At 32.7% G+C, this 16,262-nt stretch carries 18 protein-coding genes, 1 tRNA gene and 1 riboswitch; of the genes, 10 read left to right on the forward strand and 9 right to left on the reverse strand.

Features of this window, described 5'->3' with window-relative positions; genetic code table 11:
• Positions 1-166 precede the first annotated feature (166 nt).
• Positions 167-493 (forward strand): agmatine deiminase family protein, encoded by a 327-nt coding sequence (locus NOU10_RS03185; protein ID WP_003705572.1) that lies wholly within the window; start codon positions 167-169, stop codon positions 491-493.
• Positions 494-1,050: 557 nt separating this feature from the next.
• On the opposite strand, the gene NOU10_RS03190 is transcribed toward NOU10_RS03185, so the two are convergent.
• A tRNA-Lys gene (locus NOU10_RS03190) sits at positions 1,051-1,123 on the reverse strand.
• 139 nt (positions 1,124-1,262) lie between these two features.
• Here NOU10_RS03190 and NOU10_RS03195 point away from each other — a divergent pair.
• A complete protein-coding gene (locus NOU10_RS03195; RefSeq protein WP_255905974.1) occupies positions 1,263-1,781 on the forward strand; it encodes a GNAT family N-acetyltransferase in 519 nt (172 codons plus the stop codon).
• Positions 1,782-2,192: 411 nt separating this feature from the next.
• Here the strand turns inward: NOU10_RS03195 and NOU10_RS03200 are convergent, their stop codons facing one another.
• Both NOU10_RS03200 and NOU10_RS03205 read right to left on the reverse strand, forming a co-directional pair.
• The gene (locus tag NOU10_RS03200) at positions 2,193-2,693 is read right to left on the reverse strand and encodes an ECF transporter S component (RefSeq protein ID WP_003700992.1); all 501 of its coding nucleotides are present in this window, start codon (positions 2,691-2,693) and stop codon (positions 2,193-2,195) included.
• Positions 2,683-3,528 (reverse strand): PfkB family carbohydrate kinase, encoded by an 846-nt coding sequence (locus NOU10_RS03205; RefSeq protein WP_003705570.1) that lies wholly within the window; start codon positions 3,526-3,528, stop codon positions 2,683-2,685. Before NOU10_RS03205 ends, NOU10_RS03200 begins: the two co-directional genes overlap by 11 nt.
• Positions 3,529-3,714: 186 nt before the next feature.
• Between NOU10_RS03205 and NOU10_RS03210 the strand changes: the two genes are divergently transcribed.
• From NOU10_RS03210 to NOU10_RS03220, 3 genes are all read left to right on the forward strand, one after another.
• On the forward strand, positions 3,715-3,945 hold the full coding sequence (locus NOU10_RS03210) for a DUF1648 domain-containing protein (protein ID WP_003705569.1): 231 nt from the start codon (positions 3,715-3,717) through the stop codon (positions 3,943-3,945).
• 56 nt (positions 3,946-4,001) lie between these two features.
• The gene (locus NOU10_RS03215; protein ID WP_227412316.1) at positions 4,002-4,256 is read left to right on the forward strand and encodes an SdpI family protein; all 255 of its coding nucleotides are present in this window, start codon (positions 4,002-4,004) and stop codon (positions 4,254-4,256) included.
• A 92-nt stretch (positions 4,257-4,348) separates the two neighbouring features.
• The gene (locus tag NOU10_RS03220; protein WP_255905975.1) at positions 4,349-5,569 is read left to right on the forward strand and encodes a transposase; all 1,221 of its coding nucleotides are present in this window, start codon (positions 4,349-4,351) and stop codon (positions 5,567-5,569) included.
• 266 nt (positions 5,570-5,835) lie between these two features.
• Here the strand turns inward: NOU10_RS03220 and NOU10_RS03225 are convergent, their stop codons facing one another.
• From NOU10_RS03225 to thiT, 3 genes are all read right to left on the reverse strand, one after another.
• Positions 5,836-6,681, reverse strand: a complete 846-nt coding sequence (locus NOU10_RS03225; protein ID WP_081538347.1) for an aminotransferase class IV — start codon at positions 6,679-6,681, stop codon at positions 5,836-5,838.
• 128 nt (positions 6,682-6,809) lie between these two features.
• On the reverse strand, positions 6,810-8,711 hold the full coding sequence (locus NOU10_RS03230; protein ID WP_098034021.1) for a M13 family metallopeptidase: 1,902 nt from the start codon (positions 8,709-8,711) through the stop codon (positions 6,810-6,812).
• A 130-nt stretch (positions 8,712-8,841) separates the two neighbouring features.
• The gene (gene thiT, locus NOU10_RS03235) at positions 8,842-9,399 is read right to left on the reverse strand and encodes an energy-coupled thiamine transporter ThiT (protein WP_003700998.1); all 558 of its coding nucleotides are present in this window, start codon (positions 9,397-9,399) and stop codon (positions 8,842-8,844) included.
• Positions 9,400-9,476: 77 nt separating this feature from the next.
• A riboswitch (TPP riboswitch) is annotated at positions 9,477-9,575 on the reverse strand.
• Between the two features lie 178 nt (positions 9,576-9,753).
• Between thiT and NOU10_RS03240 the strand changes: the two genes are divergently transcribed.
• From NOU10_RS03240 to NOU10_RS03250, 3 genes are all read left to right on the forward strand, one after another.
• Positions 9,754-10,368, forward strand: coding sequence for a TetR/AcrR family transcriptional regulator (locus NOU10_RS03240; protein WP_223657430.1), 615 nt, complete (start codon positions 9,754-9,756; stop codon positions 10,366-10,368).
• A gap of 124 nt (positions 10,369-10,492) precedes the next feature.
• On the forward strand, positions 10,493-11,269 hold the full coding sequence (jag, locus tag NOU10_RS03245; RefSeq protein WP_223657431.1) for an RNA-binding cell elongation regulator Jag/EloR: 777 nt from the start codon (positions 10,493-10,495) through the stop codon (positions 11,267-11,269).
• 33 nt (positions 11,270-11,302) lie between these two features.
• The gene (locus tag NOU10_RS03250; RefSeq protein WP_003705562.1) at positions 11,303-11,785 is read left to right on the forward strand and encodes a MarR family winged helix-turn-helix transcriptional regulator; all 483 of its coding nucleotides are present in this window, start codon (positions 11,303-11,305) and stop codon (positions 11,783-11,785) included.
• 52 nt (positions 11,786-11,837) lie between these two features.
• Here NOU10_RS03250 and NOU10_RS03255 read toward each other — a convergent pair whose 3' ends face one another.
• The 3 genes from NOU10_RS03255 to NOU10_RS03265 form a co-directional block, all read right to left on the reverse strand.
• Positions 11,838-12,164, reverse strand: a complete 327-nt coding sequence (locus NOU10_RS03255) for an AzlD domain-containing protein (RefSeq protein ID WP_003705561.1) — start codon at positions 12,162-12,164, stop codon at positions 11,838-11,840.
• Entirely contained in the window at positions 12,151-12,858 is a 708-nt protein-coding gene (locus tag NOU10_RS03260; protein WP_255905976.1) for an AzlC family ABC transporter permease, read from the reverse strand. The genes NOU10_RS03255 and NOU10_RS03260 overlap by 14 nt, the downstream gene beginning before the upstream one ends.
• 70 nt (positions 12,859-12,928) lie before the next feature.
• A complete protein-coding gene (locus tag NOU10_RS03265) occupies positions 12,929-13,396 on the reverse strand; it encodes a nucleoside 2-deoxyribosyltransferase (RefSeq protein ID WP_003701005.1) in 468 nt (155 codons plus the stop codon).
• A gap of 234 nt (positions 13,397-13,630) precedes the next feature.
• On the opposite strand from NOU10_RS03265, the gene NOU10_RS03270 reads away from it, so the two are divergent.
• Positions 13,631-14,368 carry a deoxynucleoside kinase gene (locus NOU10_RS03270; protein WP_014568809.1) on the forward strand — a complete coding sequence of 246 codons (738 nt, stop codon included), beginning with the start codon at positions 13,631-13,633 and terminating at the stop codon, positions 14,366-14,368.
• Between the two features lie 165 nt (positions 14,369-14,533).
• Positions 14,534-16,228 carry an oleate hydratase gene (locus NOU10_RS03275; RefSeq protein WP_081541094.1) on the forward strand — a complete coding sequence of 565 codons (1,695 nt, stop codon included), beginning with the start codon at positions 14,534-14,536 and terminating at the stop codon, positions 16,226-16,228.
• Positions 16,229-16,262 lie beyond the last annotated feature (34 nt).

The raw sequence follows: 16,262 nt of genomic DNA on the forward strand, positions 1-16,262 counted from the left end.
AATCACTTACTCCTTTCCTTTTAATGCTAGAGTGTCTATAACCTGCTATAAGTTTAATAGATTAATTAAAGGATAGTCAAGCGTTCGAAATATAATATTTTATAGATATAATATTGATTTGTACATAAAATTATAACTATTTAAAAAAGTGAAATTCGACAAAAGTATGAAAGAAAGCGACTATGAGACGTTATTAGATGCAAGAAATGCTGAAGGCGAAAAATATACAATTGAAGAAATACCATTAACCTCTAAAAATGTAAAAGGATTGGACTATAAAGGATCATATTTGAATTTTTATTTGGGAAATAAAGTAGTATTGTTACCTGTTTATGGAGATAAAAATGATGATATTGCTATTAAGAAGATTCAGACACTTTATCCTGATAGAAAAGTAGTACCTATAAATGTTACGCCATTGTATAAAAATGGTGGAATGATTCATTGTGTAACTCAACAACAACCATATGAAAAGGGATTAGAAGATGAATAATAGCAAAAACAAGTTATCTAAGAAAGTAAAGCTTATCATACAAGTCGGGTTAATATTTGGATTGGTAACTATATCAATTTGGGGATATTTGCCAATTATAGATTTTTTTGACGAGTTGTTGTATCTAAATTTTAGTCATTTAATGTTTATATTTGGAATGTTTTTAGGTATTTGTTATTAAGTATTGTGCATTTTAAAATATTTTCTTGCTGAAAAAAGAAGGTACAGTCAGTTATCTCTTATATACTGGCAATTTTTCCATCTACTTTTTTATTGAATTGTTTTATATGGTATTTATATATGTTTTTTAATAAGTTAATTTCAGAAACTAAAGCAGATGCACAGTACTATCAAACCTTAATGATAGGTTTTTCGATATATTTTTTAACCGTAAAGATTGGTAAAGAAGTAGGAAGTTTATTTAATTTATATAATAAATTTTAATATAGTAATGAATAATGGCATTATATCAGATTCTTATAAAATGATATAATGCCAATTTTATATACAAAAAAACAGATAGAACGAATCGTCCTACCTGCTTAATAGATCTCTGATGGGTGGTCAGGGGATCGAACCCTGGACCCACGGATTAAGAGTCCGTTGCTCTGCCAGCTGAGCTAACCACCCATAGCGTATCAACAAGAAATATATTACCAGAATTTATAATGTTATGCAAGAATTTTTTTAAAATAAGTTATTTCTAGAGTATTTCCACTGAAAACATGTATAATATAAAGCAAAATTCTAATGAGAGGCAGGAAAATATATGGCTGTTATCTATACTAGAAAAGCTACGATTGATGATTTAGATAAAATTATGTCAATTGTTGAAGATGCAAGAGAATTGTTTAAAAACGATAAAATTCCTCAATGGCAAGGAAGTTATCCAGATGAAAAACGATTTAAAGAAGATATAAATAATGAAGAAGCTTACGTACTAATAGTAGATGATGAAGTAGCAGGCATAGGAGTATTAACTACTGAACGACAAGAAAATTATGATGCCATAGAAGAAGGTAGTTGGAAACGTGATGACGATTATGCAGCTATTCATCGCGCCGCAATTTCAAGTAAATTCAGAGGAATACATCTAAGCAATTACTTATTTAGTGGATTAATTACAATCGGCGTTCAAAAAGGATATAAAGATTTTAGAATAGATACTCATCCGGGAAATGAACGAATGAAAGGATTATCAGAAAAATTTGGTTTTGAAAAACGTGGCATAATTTATGTTGATGAAAAAATTGAACCAATCAGATATGCTTATGAATTAAATTTATAGAGTGAAAAATAAGGTTGAAAAGTTTAGCGACTTTTCAACCTTATTGCGTCTAGTTGTTAAGAGCCCGACTTAGCTAACTAAGAGTGAGTGAACATTAGTTACTAACTCTGAAAATTCCCAGTTAAATCAGAGTCATGACATATTCCAAGGAGAATGTGCTCTAAGAATCTAACACAAGGGATATAAATTCTTAGATTGGAAAATGGAACTAATATTATCAACTTTAAAGCTAGTTAAAGCCCATTTGTATTATAGCATGTTTGCTTTTGAAAATAATATTTTTTTCAACATTTCATTGAAAATGTCTTGCAAAAAGTAAAAACGACGATATAAATATAGGACCAATTTTTTAATTTATGCAAATCAAACGTTTACTTGCACAAATTAGAAAATTGGTCCTATATCCAAAACCTACTTTACTAATTTTCTTAATCTCCAGAATAGAGGGACTGCTACAAGAGCACCAACTAATCCTTGAATGACATTCATAGGAACAGCTATGATACCAGTGGAGAACTTGTAAAGAAGAGAGTCAGAAACTAAATATCCTAAAACCATAAATAATACACCGGCAATTAAAGAAACAATAAGTGATTTAGCAGAAATTTTCTTATCTTCGGTTAATTTACCAACGATAAAGCCTTCTAATCCATGAACAATTAAAGAAAATACCATATATTGAGGATAACCAGAAATTAAATCTAACAAAAATCCACTAAGGCCGCCAACAACACCGCCTTTTTTAGAACCAAAAAGCCAAGCTGCTAGAAAAATACCAGTATCACAGAGATTAACATTTCCATGTGTCATAGGAATAGGTATCAAAAAAACACGAGCAATAGCGACATTAGCAGCCACAATAACTGCAAGTAAGGTAAGTTGGTGTGTATTAACTAAATTATTAGTTTTCATAATTTTCACCTTCGTTTTCAAGAATTAATAGCTGTAATAAACGAGATAGATTGATTCCATAGCGACGTTCGCGATGCGATGTAGCTGTTTCCATTAAAGCATTAAAGGTTAATTTAGTAGTCTTTTTGACAGCTTGATGGAAATCTTTTCCATGCCATAGAAAGCTTGTTAGTAAGGATGAAAAAACATCGCCACTTCCATAAAAATGACCAGGCAATTGAGGATATGAACAAAACGTTACTTCTCCATCTTGCTCATAAACACAGCCGTGCTTATCTTCGAAAACAATATCAGTGATTACCACATTTCCGTTAGGATGAATTAGTTTTTTCATTGCTAACAGTAACTTGGATAAACTCTCATAGGAGTTGTCAAGTTCGGTTAATCCTGTTAAGAATTTAGCTTCGGTTAGATTAGGTGTGGTAACAGTCGCATGTTGCAACAATTCCTTTATTGTAGCAAGATGATTATCATCTAAACCGGGATAAAAAGCACCATCATCAGCAAATGCAGGATCGATAACTACTAAATCAAGTGAATGACTTTCAATAAAATGAAGTAATTCTTGTCCAACAACTTGATTATTAAAATAACCAATTAATATTCCAGAAAAATCAAGTTGTTCTTTTGACCAGTGATTGAAAGTAGATTTAATCCAGTTCTCTGTTGGTAAAATAGCGGGAGTACCAAATCCTTCAGATTGAGTTGATAAAACACTTGTAGGTAGCACCGCTACGGGAATGTTCTGACATTGAAGTATAGGGGTGGCAACTGTTAGAGAAAGATCCCCTACAGCAGACAGATCTTCTGCTACGAGAAGCTGTTTGTTTTCCATTATCGATCCCCCAATATAATATTATGTATTGTGTTTAATTATATTTTAATTTTAATTTAATTTCAAGTTGTAAAAAGTCTGCGAAAAGTTCAAATTAACTTTTAAGCAATAAAAAAAGAAAAATTTAGAGGGGAATATGATATGTTGAATATGGATAATGATTATTAGTCAAGAAGGAGGAAAATTATGAAAGTTATAAAAAATAATATGTTGTTCATAATTATGATTTTGATAGTGTTAATATCAATTACTGTATATGGAATTTTGCCGACATGTCTTCCCGTACATTTTACCTTAACTGGAACTGTTGCTAGTACAGCACCTAAATTGGAGGGTATCAGTTTTATGCCGGTTATGGAATTAATCTTGTGGCTGATAAGCAGTTTTGGGATTAAAGACATCAATCTAAAAAAGTAATAGATGGTATAGGAATAATATTATTTCTAGCACAGTTAGCAATAATAGGTGTAGCTTTGAAACCTACAGCAAATATTAACATGATTAATGCAGTTGCTTTGTCATGTATGATCATCATCATAGCTTTAATGACAAGAAATAACAAAATTAATCGCTATATTGGCATTAGAACCACTAGAATTATAAGTAGCGATAAAATTTGGAAAAAGACCAATGCTTTTGCAAGTAACTTGTTATTGGCAGTAGATGGTATTGGATTTATTTTAGTGACAAATGGGCGTAACCCCCCTTACTTTAGTGAGGGGATATAAGCCCTAGTAATAGCTCCTTTTGGAGCTATTTTGTGCCTTTCTTTTATCCAATATGTTATAATAAAGATATGGATAAAAGGTGGTGAAATCAAATGAAAACAGTAATTACAGCTAAAGTACGTTTATATCCTAATCAAGAACAAGTTGCTCAATTTAAAGCCGTAACTAAGGAATATCAACGTTTATGTAACCTTGTTAGTCAGTGGTATTTTGATAATGATTGTAAGGTAAATCGTAAAAAATTCAACAAAGAGATGTATCACTATTTACGTGCTGAATCTAAAGAAATTAATTCAGCCATGGTTCAGTCTACCTACCGTACCGTTGAAGCTCGTTACAAGACTGTTGAAACTCAATTAAAACAACGTCCTTATCGTTATCAAGACCAAAATACTAGTGAATGGTACCATGAAAAGCGTGATTTATCTTGGCTACATAAAGCAGTTAAATTCTCACGTCCACAAGCTGATTATGTGCGTAATATCAACTATTCTTTTGTTGAACAAGGCTCAAAAATATCTATGAATGTCTTAGGACAAAGAATAAAAGTTACTTTTAATGGCAATTATTTAAACTTTTTTGATCCTAATTACAAACTAGGTACAGCTAAGTTAGTTCAGCTTAAAAAACATTGGTTTTTACACATTCCAGTTACCATTGAAACTGATGACTGGGAAAAAGAACATAATCAACACATTATCGGTCTTGATCGTGGATTAAGACAAATTGTTACTAGCTATGACGAAAAAGGTAAAACCAGTTTTAAAAATGGTAAAGCTATTGCTTATAAACGTAGAAAGTATGCCTATTTACGTAGTCAACTCCAAAGTAAAGGAACTAAATCTGCCAAGCGAAAACTAAAAAGACTAAGTCAAAAAGAGAACCGTTGGATAAGTGATGTTAACCATTGCCTATCTAAGACACTTGTTGACACTTACGGTCAAAATAGCTTATTCGTTTTGGAAGATTTATCTGGAGTTACTTTTGAAAAAACTAATTCTAACAAGAATCAAACTAGAGAATTACATTCATGGGCTTTTTATGATTTACAAACTAAATTAGCTTATAAAGCACGTAAAAGCCAAAGCCAAGTCTTGATTGTATCAGCTAAATACACTAGCCAAAGATGCCCTAAATGCGGTCAAATTAGAAAAGAAAATCGTAATCATAGAATACATAGATATGACTGTGTTTTCTGTGGGTTTAAAACTAATGATGACCGTGTTGGAGCTATGAACTTGTACGAATTAGGTAAGCAATATATTTCTGGAATTGAAAACCCTAAATTTGAATTAACTAACGTTACCGACTGACATGTTGGTAATCTAGGGTGTTGTCAACCACCCAAATGTAGCCACGTATAGTGTGGGAGCAACGAAGTTGCGCTATTACCACCGACCGTAAGGTCGTGAGCTACAAGCCCCATGTCTTTAGACTGGGGCAGTTGACCTGTATTTCTAAGTAACATGTCAGTTGTAATAATAATTGTATTACTATTAATGGCCGTGGTAGGGTCAATAGTATATTCTTACTATGTAAAATAAAAAAATCGAGAAGCAAAGTTCTCGATTTTTTTCGTTTAACGACTTACAGTTTCAGCATTATATTTTTTAGCATAAGCATCTTGCAAAATCTTTAAAGTCTTTCCATCTTTTCCACCAACAGGCTGGCCATCAAGCTCGACTGCACGGATACCTAGACAAGCTGAAGAGCTAACAATAACTTCATCAGCATTTCTAAGATCATCCATAGTGAATGGTGCTTCAGAAGTAGGAATATTATTTTCTTTTGCTAATTGCAAGAGATGTTTCAAAGTAATTCCTGGCAAGATTAAATTATCTCTAGGTGGGGAACAGAGAACGCCATCTTTTAGAATTAAGATGTTAGAGTGTGCACATTCTGTAACTCTGTCACCGCGATGGAAGACTACTTCTTGGCAATGACTTTCATTAGCCTTTTGACTTGCAATAACGTTTGGAAGTAAATTCAAAGTTTTAATATTGCAATGTAAGAAGCGAGTGTCTTCGCGAGATATAAGTTTATATTCAGTATCAAATGGAACTAAACCATAAGGAGCAGTAAAAATTAATAAATTAGGTTGGCTATCTTCTGGGAAAATATGGTTACGTAAACCAGAACCACGTGAAGTTTGCCAATAAAGGAGACCAGTATCAACTTCGTTAGCATCAATAACAGCGTAAAGCTTTTCTTTAAGTTCATCGCGATTTAAAGGGAAATCGATCTCTAGTAGGCGACAACTATTATAAAAACGATCAAGATGATCTTCTAAGGCAAATGCAACATTGTTCTTAAATGTAGTTGCATCGTAGCAACCATCACCAAAATAAAGTGCACGATCAGTAGCAGGCACCTTAAGTTCATTTAAATCAGCGATAGTACCATTGTAGTATCCAACTTGCTTCATAAAAATCACTCCAATTCTAAATATGATCTAGTAGCAACATCGTTACGACAATTTTAAGATCTAAATAGCAACGTTGTCAATTTATATTAATAAAAAAACCAGAAGCTTAACTTCTGATTTCTTAAATTCTACCAAATATTTACACGTTTTTCAGGAGCGAGATACATCTTATCATCTGATGTGATCTCAAATGTTGTATAAAAATCAGCTAGATTCTTAGGTTGAACATTAGCACGTAATACGTGAGGAGCATGAACATCAATTGATAATAATAATTTTTGACGTTCAATTGAAGACTTCATTCTCCAAATGCGAGCCCAGTTAATGAAGAAGGCTTTTAGATCAACATCTGGTTCACTCTTAGCAGCTTCTAATGCACAACTTAGACCACCAGCATCAGCAATATTTTCTGAAACTACAAGCTTTCCGTTAATTTTACCTGCTTCAGTTTCTAGACCATCAAATTCAGCAATCATATCTTGAGCAAGTCCTTGGAAATGTTTCAAATCTTTATCAGTCCACCAATTGTGTAAATTACCAAACTCATCAAACTGAGCACCATTATTGTCAAATGCGTGTGAAATTTCATGAGCAATTACCGCACCAATTCCACCAAAGTTTTCACTTGAAGATTGATCTAAGCTATAAAATGGAGCTTGAAGAATAGCTGCTGGGAAAACAATGATATTAAATGAAGGATTATAATAAGCATTTACCATGTGAGCTGGCATTTCCCAACGACTTCTATCAACATCTTTACCCCAACGATTATAATGTTCCTTAAGGCTAATTTGAGTAAAGTTTAAGTCATTAGTAACTAAATCTGCATCTTCATCGACAACAAACTTAGTGTAAAGTGGATCTAACTTATCAGGATAACCTACATTTATTCCCAAAGTATTAAGCTTAACAATAGCTTTTTGGCGAGTATCATCACTCAACCAATCATTGGAAGCAAGGCGATTTTTATAAACATCAATCATCTTTTCTACCATATGATGAACATCAGCCTTAGCTTTAGCACCAAAATATTTATGTGCATAATATAATCCAACTACTTGACTAAATTGACCAGTAGCAAGGTAAAAGGCAGCTTTTTGGGCTTTCATAGCTTCTTTAGAACCAGACAAAGCACGAGAATATGTACCAGCTAGGACACGAGTATCATCATCCAATAAGGTACTTACACTGATGAGAGTTTTTACTAAAAGCCAACTCTTGAAGTTTTCGAAAGTATCAGGATTAATCAAAGTTTCTAATGCTTCATAATATTTAGGTTCATCCACAATGACTTGATCAGGAGTTTGACCGATCAATTTCTTAGCAAAAGCTCCTAAATCTACACTCTTACTGAATGCTGTATAATCTTCAAAACTGTACTTATTATAGGATTTAGCATAATCAGCACGTTCGGTACTATCTTTTTGAACAGGAGCAAGTGACTTATCAAAAGTAAGCGCCTTTTCTAAAGTTGCTTGTGCAAAGTCATTGTCATAGCCAGCACGCTCAAACAAGGCAAGTACCATTTGACGATAAACACTGAGTAATGCTTCAGCTTGAGGGTGATTTTCTTCATAGTAGGTTTTATCTGGCAAAATTAAGCTAGGTACAGATGCATATAGGGCATAGTGTTGAGTATCTTTCATATCAGGTTCAACATATAATGGGAAAGGATTAGGTAGTCCCATCATAGTTAAATCATAGAGTTTTTCTTGCCAATCATTGATGTCTTTTAGTGAAGTAATCTTATCAAAGTATTGTTTTGCAGGTTTAAATCCATCAGCGTTACGCTTTTCAAAATTGGAAACGAGACGATAATATTTAATGAATTCATTTAAGTATCTATCGTCAGATGTTGCTTCACCTGTCATAAAATTGGCGAAATCTTCCATTAAAGTTTTTTCAATATCATCGGCTAAATCATAAAAGCCACCTGTAGCAGCCTTATCAGCTGGAATTTTAGCAGTCTTTAACCAGTCGCCGTTGACAGCCATATATAAGTCATCTTTTATTAATTCGTTATTAACCATGAATCCATCTCCTTAGAATATTTAATCTTATTTTAATGTAATCTGTAATTTTTTTAAAGCATAAGGCAATGTTGGTTAAAAAAATAGCCTGAAAATTACAATAGAATTTCCAAACTATAAAAATATCGAATTAAGATAATGCAAATATTCGATCTGCTTTTCTTTCTAAAGCAACGACAACGATGCCGGCTAAGACTAGATTGAATAGGAAACTACCACCATTAACAAATAAGGAGTAGAGTACAGGACTCATACCTTTTGGTGCATAGGATCCCCAGAAAATAATGCCAGCAATAAAGTGGCAGAAATATTTAGCAAATACGGCGATGAAAACAGCTAACAAACTGCGACTGAAAATTACATGCCAATTATTGTTGCTTAGTGCTTGCTTAATTTGATTGGAATAAATTCCAGCTAAACCAACAACCATGTTAGCTACAGGGTATTCCAAAATTCCTTGAGTAACTGTAAGAATAGAAGCACGACCAATTAAAATTGGAAGTAATCCCCAAAGTAATCCAGACAAAAGACCAGCTTTTAGACCACGGCGAATACTAAAAATTACGATTGGAATAATTCCCAAAGAAATATCGAACCATTCAACCGTTGGTACAACAGCACTTAGTACAGTGGCAATCGCAGCCATCAAAGCGCCTTCTAATAAAATTAATAGTTTTTCTTTGTACATAAAAAAGCCCCTCCTTGTGTGAACTCGATTAGAGCCAACACAAAGACGGTATGAATATCAGATTTATTTGTAGTTATATCTGATTTACTACACATTCCTACGCTCGCATTAACGAACAGGTTCAAAGGGTCTGAATAACTTCACTCTCAGCCAAAAAGGCTCCCCTTGTGCTAGTCAATCTATCTTCACATAATATTGTACAAGGTACATTATAAATGAAAAGGTATTCAATTTCAAGGGTGACGCTTACTGAAATCATTTGTGAAATAAAAGATATGAAAGTTCGTTTTTTTCCTGTATACTGAAAAAGAACTGTTTTAATGAGTGTACAAAACAGAGAGGATTGGATGAATTTTGAAAAAGACAGAACTCAAGTTGGAGAGTGGACTGGTTAAGGCTTTGGAAAATGAATCATTTAACCAGTTGACAGTTGCGGAATTGGTAGCTGCCGCCGGTATTAGTCGTAGATCGTTTTATATATACTATAAAGATAAGTACGAATTTTTGTATGATGTTAGAAGTAGGATTTTAAAAGGTATTAAACAGGCGATGGAAGCCGATAGAAAAGTCATTGAACAGTTTGAAGTCCGCAGATTGCAGACAGATGAAGAAAAGTATTTATCAACACATGATGAATTTTATAAATTAGCCGTTTTTATTAATGAAAATAGTGATATGGTGCGTACTTTATTTTCAAGAAATGCAACAATAGATTTTTATCGTGATTTTATGGATTTATTAAAAGAAGAAATAACTATTCGTAATTCTTTTCATAAAATAACGTATGGGACAATGATACCTACCAGATATGCAGAGGGGATATTTGCAGGTGAAATCATAGGTGCGATTAGAATTTGGGTATCGAATTATAATAAAGAATCAATGGAAAGTATCGATGAATTCCTTGATATTTTAGGGAAAATCCAAATTATTTCTCCATATCATTTATTTAGACCAATAAAGGAATAGTATACTGTTTGTGCAAAATTATATAGTTTAAAATAAGTTTTCATGATATAATTATTTGTGCAATTTATGGCAAAAAAAATATAATAGTAGTTTGATAAAAAATTGTGAAAGGGGGAAGATTTTGATGCAATACACGGGAGAAACTATTGATTCTGCCATAAGTAAAGGATTGCAAGATTTAAGTGTAGATAGAGAAAATGTAGAGATTGAAGTCATCTCTCATGGCCGCAAAGGATTCCTGGGGTTAGGAAAAAAACCAGCAGTTATAGAATTGACTGTAAACTCAAGTGTGCAAACTGAAAGTGATACTAAACCTCAATTAGAGATTGTATCTGAGGATCAAGTAGATAGAGAATCAGAAACTTTAGATAACGAGGATAGTAAAAACATTGAAATAAATAGTGAGAAAGTAGAAGAAGAAAATCAAAATAATTTAGATGTGGTTATTCAAAATTTAGGTTACTATCTAGCTGATATAACTAAGCAGATGGGAATAAAGGCTGTTATAGATGTTAGCCAAGGAAAAAGGGTAGTTTACTATAATTTTGATACTGAACTAGAAGGTTTATTAATAGGAAAACATGGTAGAACGTTAAATTCCTTACAACTACTAGCGCAAGATTACTTCGATAAGCATAAAAATAATAATCGAAGAATTCGTATTATGTTAAATGTAGCTGATTATCGTGAGCGAAGAGAAGAAACCTTGAACAATTTAGCTCAGAAAAAAGCACATGAAGCTATAATTTCTAGAAGTCAAATTAGTTTAGAGCCAATGCCAGCGTTTGAAAGAAAAATTATTCATTCATCCTTAGCTAAAGATGAGCATGTTAAAACTTTTTCGCGAGGTTCAGAGCCTTATCGTTATGTAATTATTGCACCAGCAAAAGCTAAATTTTAATATAATAATTAAAAAGAAAGAAGTGACGGTAATATGTTAGAACATAAGCCAAATAAATTAGAAAATGAATTATGTTTTGCTGTTTACACAGCTCAAAAATTCTATAATCGTTTTTATACAGAATCATTGAAAGAATTTAAGTTAACTTACCCACAATACATCACATTATTGGTATTATGGGAAGAACAACGCCCAATGATGATCAAAGAATTAGGTGAACGTTTAGGCCTAGATACAGGTACTTTGACACCATTATTGAAACGTATGGAAAAAAATGGTTGGGTAACTCGTGAACGTACAGGTGAAGATGGACGTAAGGTATTTGTTTCCTTAACAGACTACTCAGTTAAAATGGAAGCAGAAATTAAATCACACGTACAAGATTGTTTTGAAAATATTGATATGACACAAGCAGAATATAAGAAGAACGTTGAGCTTGTTAAAGAAATTGGGGACAAGATTTACGATAATAACCGTGAATTAGAAGAACGCCAAAGAAGAAGATTACGTTCATAATTGAAGATGTTAAAAGGCTATGTAGCTTACCAATGTTAAGCTGCATAGCCTTTTAAATTACCATACGAATGAGAGCTAATGAGATAATCCCCACAATAACTGTGACCAAAAGATTTTTAGAAATAATAGCACTGATTAAGGTTGGCAAAGATGCCAGAAGATTTTCCCAGTTAATGTTAGGAAGATGTCCCAAGTGTTGAGTGAAAAGTTGACTAAACCACAAGGCAGACATAATAACAATTGGAACGAAGCTCAGATATTCAATAACAATTGCTGGTAAAGAGAATTTCTTAAGTAAAATAAATGGCAGTACTTTTGAAAGCCACATTGCAAATCCACAACCAATGATTGTGAGTAAGACATAATTAAAAGAGGACATGTTTCAACACCATCCCTACTGCACACCCTAATAATGTGACAATAATAATTAAAAGATTGCTAGGTATAAAAATAAGTCCTAAATAAACAAGGATAAAGGTAGCAACTACTACTAAAAGCTGTAGACTTAATTTTAATGACTTATCAGAAATCATTTGTAGGTATAACAAACCTATAAACATAGCTACCAAGGCAAAATCGATTCCTAGATTAGTGGGATTTTCGATAAAATTTCCCACTAAAGCACCTAAAACTGAAGAGAAAAACCAGACGAAGTATGCGAACCAATTGGCTGTGTCAAACCAAGCAAAATTGAGTTTATTATTTGTATAGTTGAGTTTATTCATTGCCAAAGCAAAGCTTTCATCTGTTAACAAGGATCCAATTAGGATATTATGTAACATACTATTGTTTTTGAAGTATTTAGCAGTTACTAAACTCATTAAAATCATACGTGAATTAACGAGAAAAGCAGCTGTAATGATGGAAATAATAGGACTATGTACTAACAGCATACTTACGATAATAAATTGTGCAGATCCCCCGTAGGCAATCAAGCTCATAAGACCAGCTTGCAAAGCCGACAAACCAGCAGCTTTACTAACAATCCCAAAAGCAATTCCAATACCAATATAGCCGAATGCAGTAGGAAGAACTTCTTTAATTGCTGTTTTACGATTAAGTTCAGCATTCATAAATAACACCTTCTTAAAAAAATATATAAAAAACTACCAGTAACATGATAATACTGGTAGTGAAAAGAGTTTAGATAACTGGGCGATTAGCTAATTTAGGCATCAATTCATTGAAATCATAATTTGCTAAATCAGATAATTCACCTTTGCTTGCGTCAAAGTAAGCTGTAAGAGCTTGAGAAATCATGAGATTCAATTCCTTTTCAGCATCGAATTGAACTACAATGACAGGTGTATTAGTACCAAAAGCAAGGCCAATTTCAAAAGCTGTACCAGAATCAGCTTCGTTATCACTTTCTTCTTTCTTATAATCAATAATTGCAACTACAGCATCAGCCGTGTAAATATTATTGATATCAAGAGTAAAAGTAGCTTTTTGCCATTCTAGTGATCCAAATTCAGCATGTTCATATGAATGTTCTTCAGGTACAAAAATACTAGATACAGTTTTGTTAGCTTCAAGAGCTTCTTTTACTTGATTGATACGGTCGTGTTGGCCATCACTGAAAAATGGAGCCGCGAGATAAATTTTAGCCATTACAATTCTCCTCAAATATGTATATTAATTAATGATGATACAACATATGGTACCTTAATATTATTTTAAATACAAGATACCGAAAAATAATTCTTTATTTTTTAGATCAAGATGTGTATTATTATATAGGATAGTCTGGTTTGTACCAGAACTTTATTGAAATGCTGCTACATGTAGCATATTTTTTTGCTTACAATTACAGATATTTAGAAAAGAAAGGATGCTTCAATCATTTTGATTACATTATCAGGTATTATTGGCTCTGGCAAGTCAAGTTTAACAGAAATTTTAGCTAAAGAATTAGGGACTAAGGCATATTACGAACCAGTAAAGGATAACCCTGTATTACCAATTTTTTATAAGGGAAATGAAATTGCTGCTAAAAAGCGTGCTGAAGGGGATAAGGAAGCAACTAATCCATATGCTTACTTGTTACAAACATTCTTTTTAAATCGTCGTTTTGCGATGATAAAGAAAGCTATGCAAGATGATAACAACATTTTGGATCGTTCAATTTATGAAGATGAAATCTTTATGCGTATGAACACTGAAATGGGAAACGCAACTCAAGTAGAATATGATATCTATAAGAGTTTATTGCACAACATGATGGAAGAATTACCACTTGCTTCACACAAAAAATCACCTGATTTGATGATTACAATCAAAGTTTCATATGAAACAATGATTAAAAGAATTGAAAAACGTGGTCGTGATTATGAATTAATTGAAAAAGATCCTTCCTTGGTAGATTACTATCAAAGACTATTGAAGCATTACGATATCTGGATGAAGGAATATGATGCTTCACCACTTTTGATCATTGACGGTGATAAATACGACTTTATGGAAAGTAAGGAAGATCGTGTTCAAGTTCTAGAAACTGTAGAAAATAAATTACTAGAATTAGGTAATATTAGCGAAGAACAATTTGAACATTTCAAAAAGAAACATCAAGCATTTTTAAATTAAGAAAACTAGGAATCGGGCTTTAGGTCCGATTTTTTTTATATTATTAAAATCCATTAAATATTGATACATTTTTATTAAAATGTCGAATATCTCTTTTAGTGACGACAAAAAAGTTTATAATATATATTGAAAACGTTTTTTAAATAGTTTTGTGAGGTGATCTTTATGAGAAAGAAAAAAGCTATAATGATAGGTGCTGGTCTAGCAAATATGGCTGGTGCAGTTTATTTGATTCAAGAAGGAAATTGGAATGGTAAAGATATTACTTTCTATGCTTTAGATACACATGGTGCTAATGACGGATCTACTGCTTCTGAAGCTGCTGAAGAATATTGGAATAAAAATCATCCAATGGAAAATACAAAGGGATTTATTGCTCGTGGTGGACGTATGTTAAACTATCGTACATACGTTGATTTGATGGATTTATTGGACAGAATTCCTTCAGTTACAGAACCAGGCATGACGGCTGCTGAAGATACACGTGATTTTGATAGTAAACATCGTACCTATGATAAAGCTCGTTTGCTTCAAGGAGGCAAGGGAATCGTTGATGGTCACAAGCTTGGTTTAAATAACCTAGACAGAATATTACTTTCACGTTTAGTTATGATGCCTGATAATCAAGAAGAAAAATTAGATAATGTGACAATTGCAGAATATTTTGAAGATTCACCACATATTTTCCAAACTAATTTCTGGTACATGTGGGAAACAACTTTTGCATTTAGAACACAATCATCAGCTCAAGAATTAAGACGTTATATGCATCAGATGATTTATGAATTTACTCAAATTGAACATTTAGTAGGGGTAAATCGTACACGTTACAACCAATATGAAAGTATTATGTTACCACTAATTAAGTATCTTGAAGGACAAGGATGTAATTTTGTTATGAACAGACGAGTTACAGATTTTGAATTTAAAGATACACCAATGCAAGATGAAATTACTGTAACTGGTTTAGAAATGGAAAACATCGAACAAGGCACAGTAGAACACGTAACTGTAGATGATGAAACAGTTGTCTTCTTTACTAACGGTTCTATCACAGATTCTGCAACTTTAGGTGATTTCAACACGCCAGCTCCTGAAAATATGGATTATGGGGCAGCTTCATCATTATGGAAGAAAGCATGCGAAAGATTTTATAACCTGGGAAATCCTGATAAATTCTTCAATGATAGAGATGCATCAGAATGGGTAAGTTTTACTTTAACAACTAAGAATCATATTTTATTAAATGAAATCACTAGAATTACAACACAAGTTCCAGGAAATGCTTTAAATTCATTCATTTCAACTGAACCTATTACACCATTAGGACATAAAGATGTTAATATGTCGATTGTTGTACATCATCAACCACACTTTACAACACAAAAAGCTAATGAATCTGTAATTTGGGGATACTTCTTATATCCACGTCGTCGAGGAGAATTTGTTGATAAACAATATATCAAGATGACAGGTAAAGAAATGTTGCAAGAATTGATAGGACAATTATCTAAAGTAGATCCTGGTCCACACAATATCATGGACTTAGAAGATGAAATTATGGACAGTGTTATCAATTGTATCCCAGTATACATGCCATATGCTTCAGCATTATTTAACAATCGTGCTAAGAGTGATCGTCCAGAAGTAATTCCAAAGCATTCTACAAACTTAGCATTTACTGGAGAATTTGTAGAACAACCATATCAAATGGTATTTACTGAACAAAGTGCAGTTCGTTCAGGTGAAGTTGCTGCATTCCATTTTGCAGGAGTGTCAGAGGCTAAACTAGTTAAGAATCCACGCTTTGATAAAGATCCAAGAGTATTGCTTAGAGCAACGAAGAGAATGTTTGAATAGAGATAAAGAAAGAGTGCTAGAGAATTGAAATTTT

This window comes from Ligilactobacillus sp. MP3, assembly GCF_024436335.1.
GTDB classification, from domain to species: domain Bacteria; phylum Bacillota; class Bacilli; order Lactobacillales; family Lactobacillaceae; genus Ligilactobacillus; species Ligilactobacillus salivarius.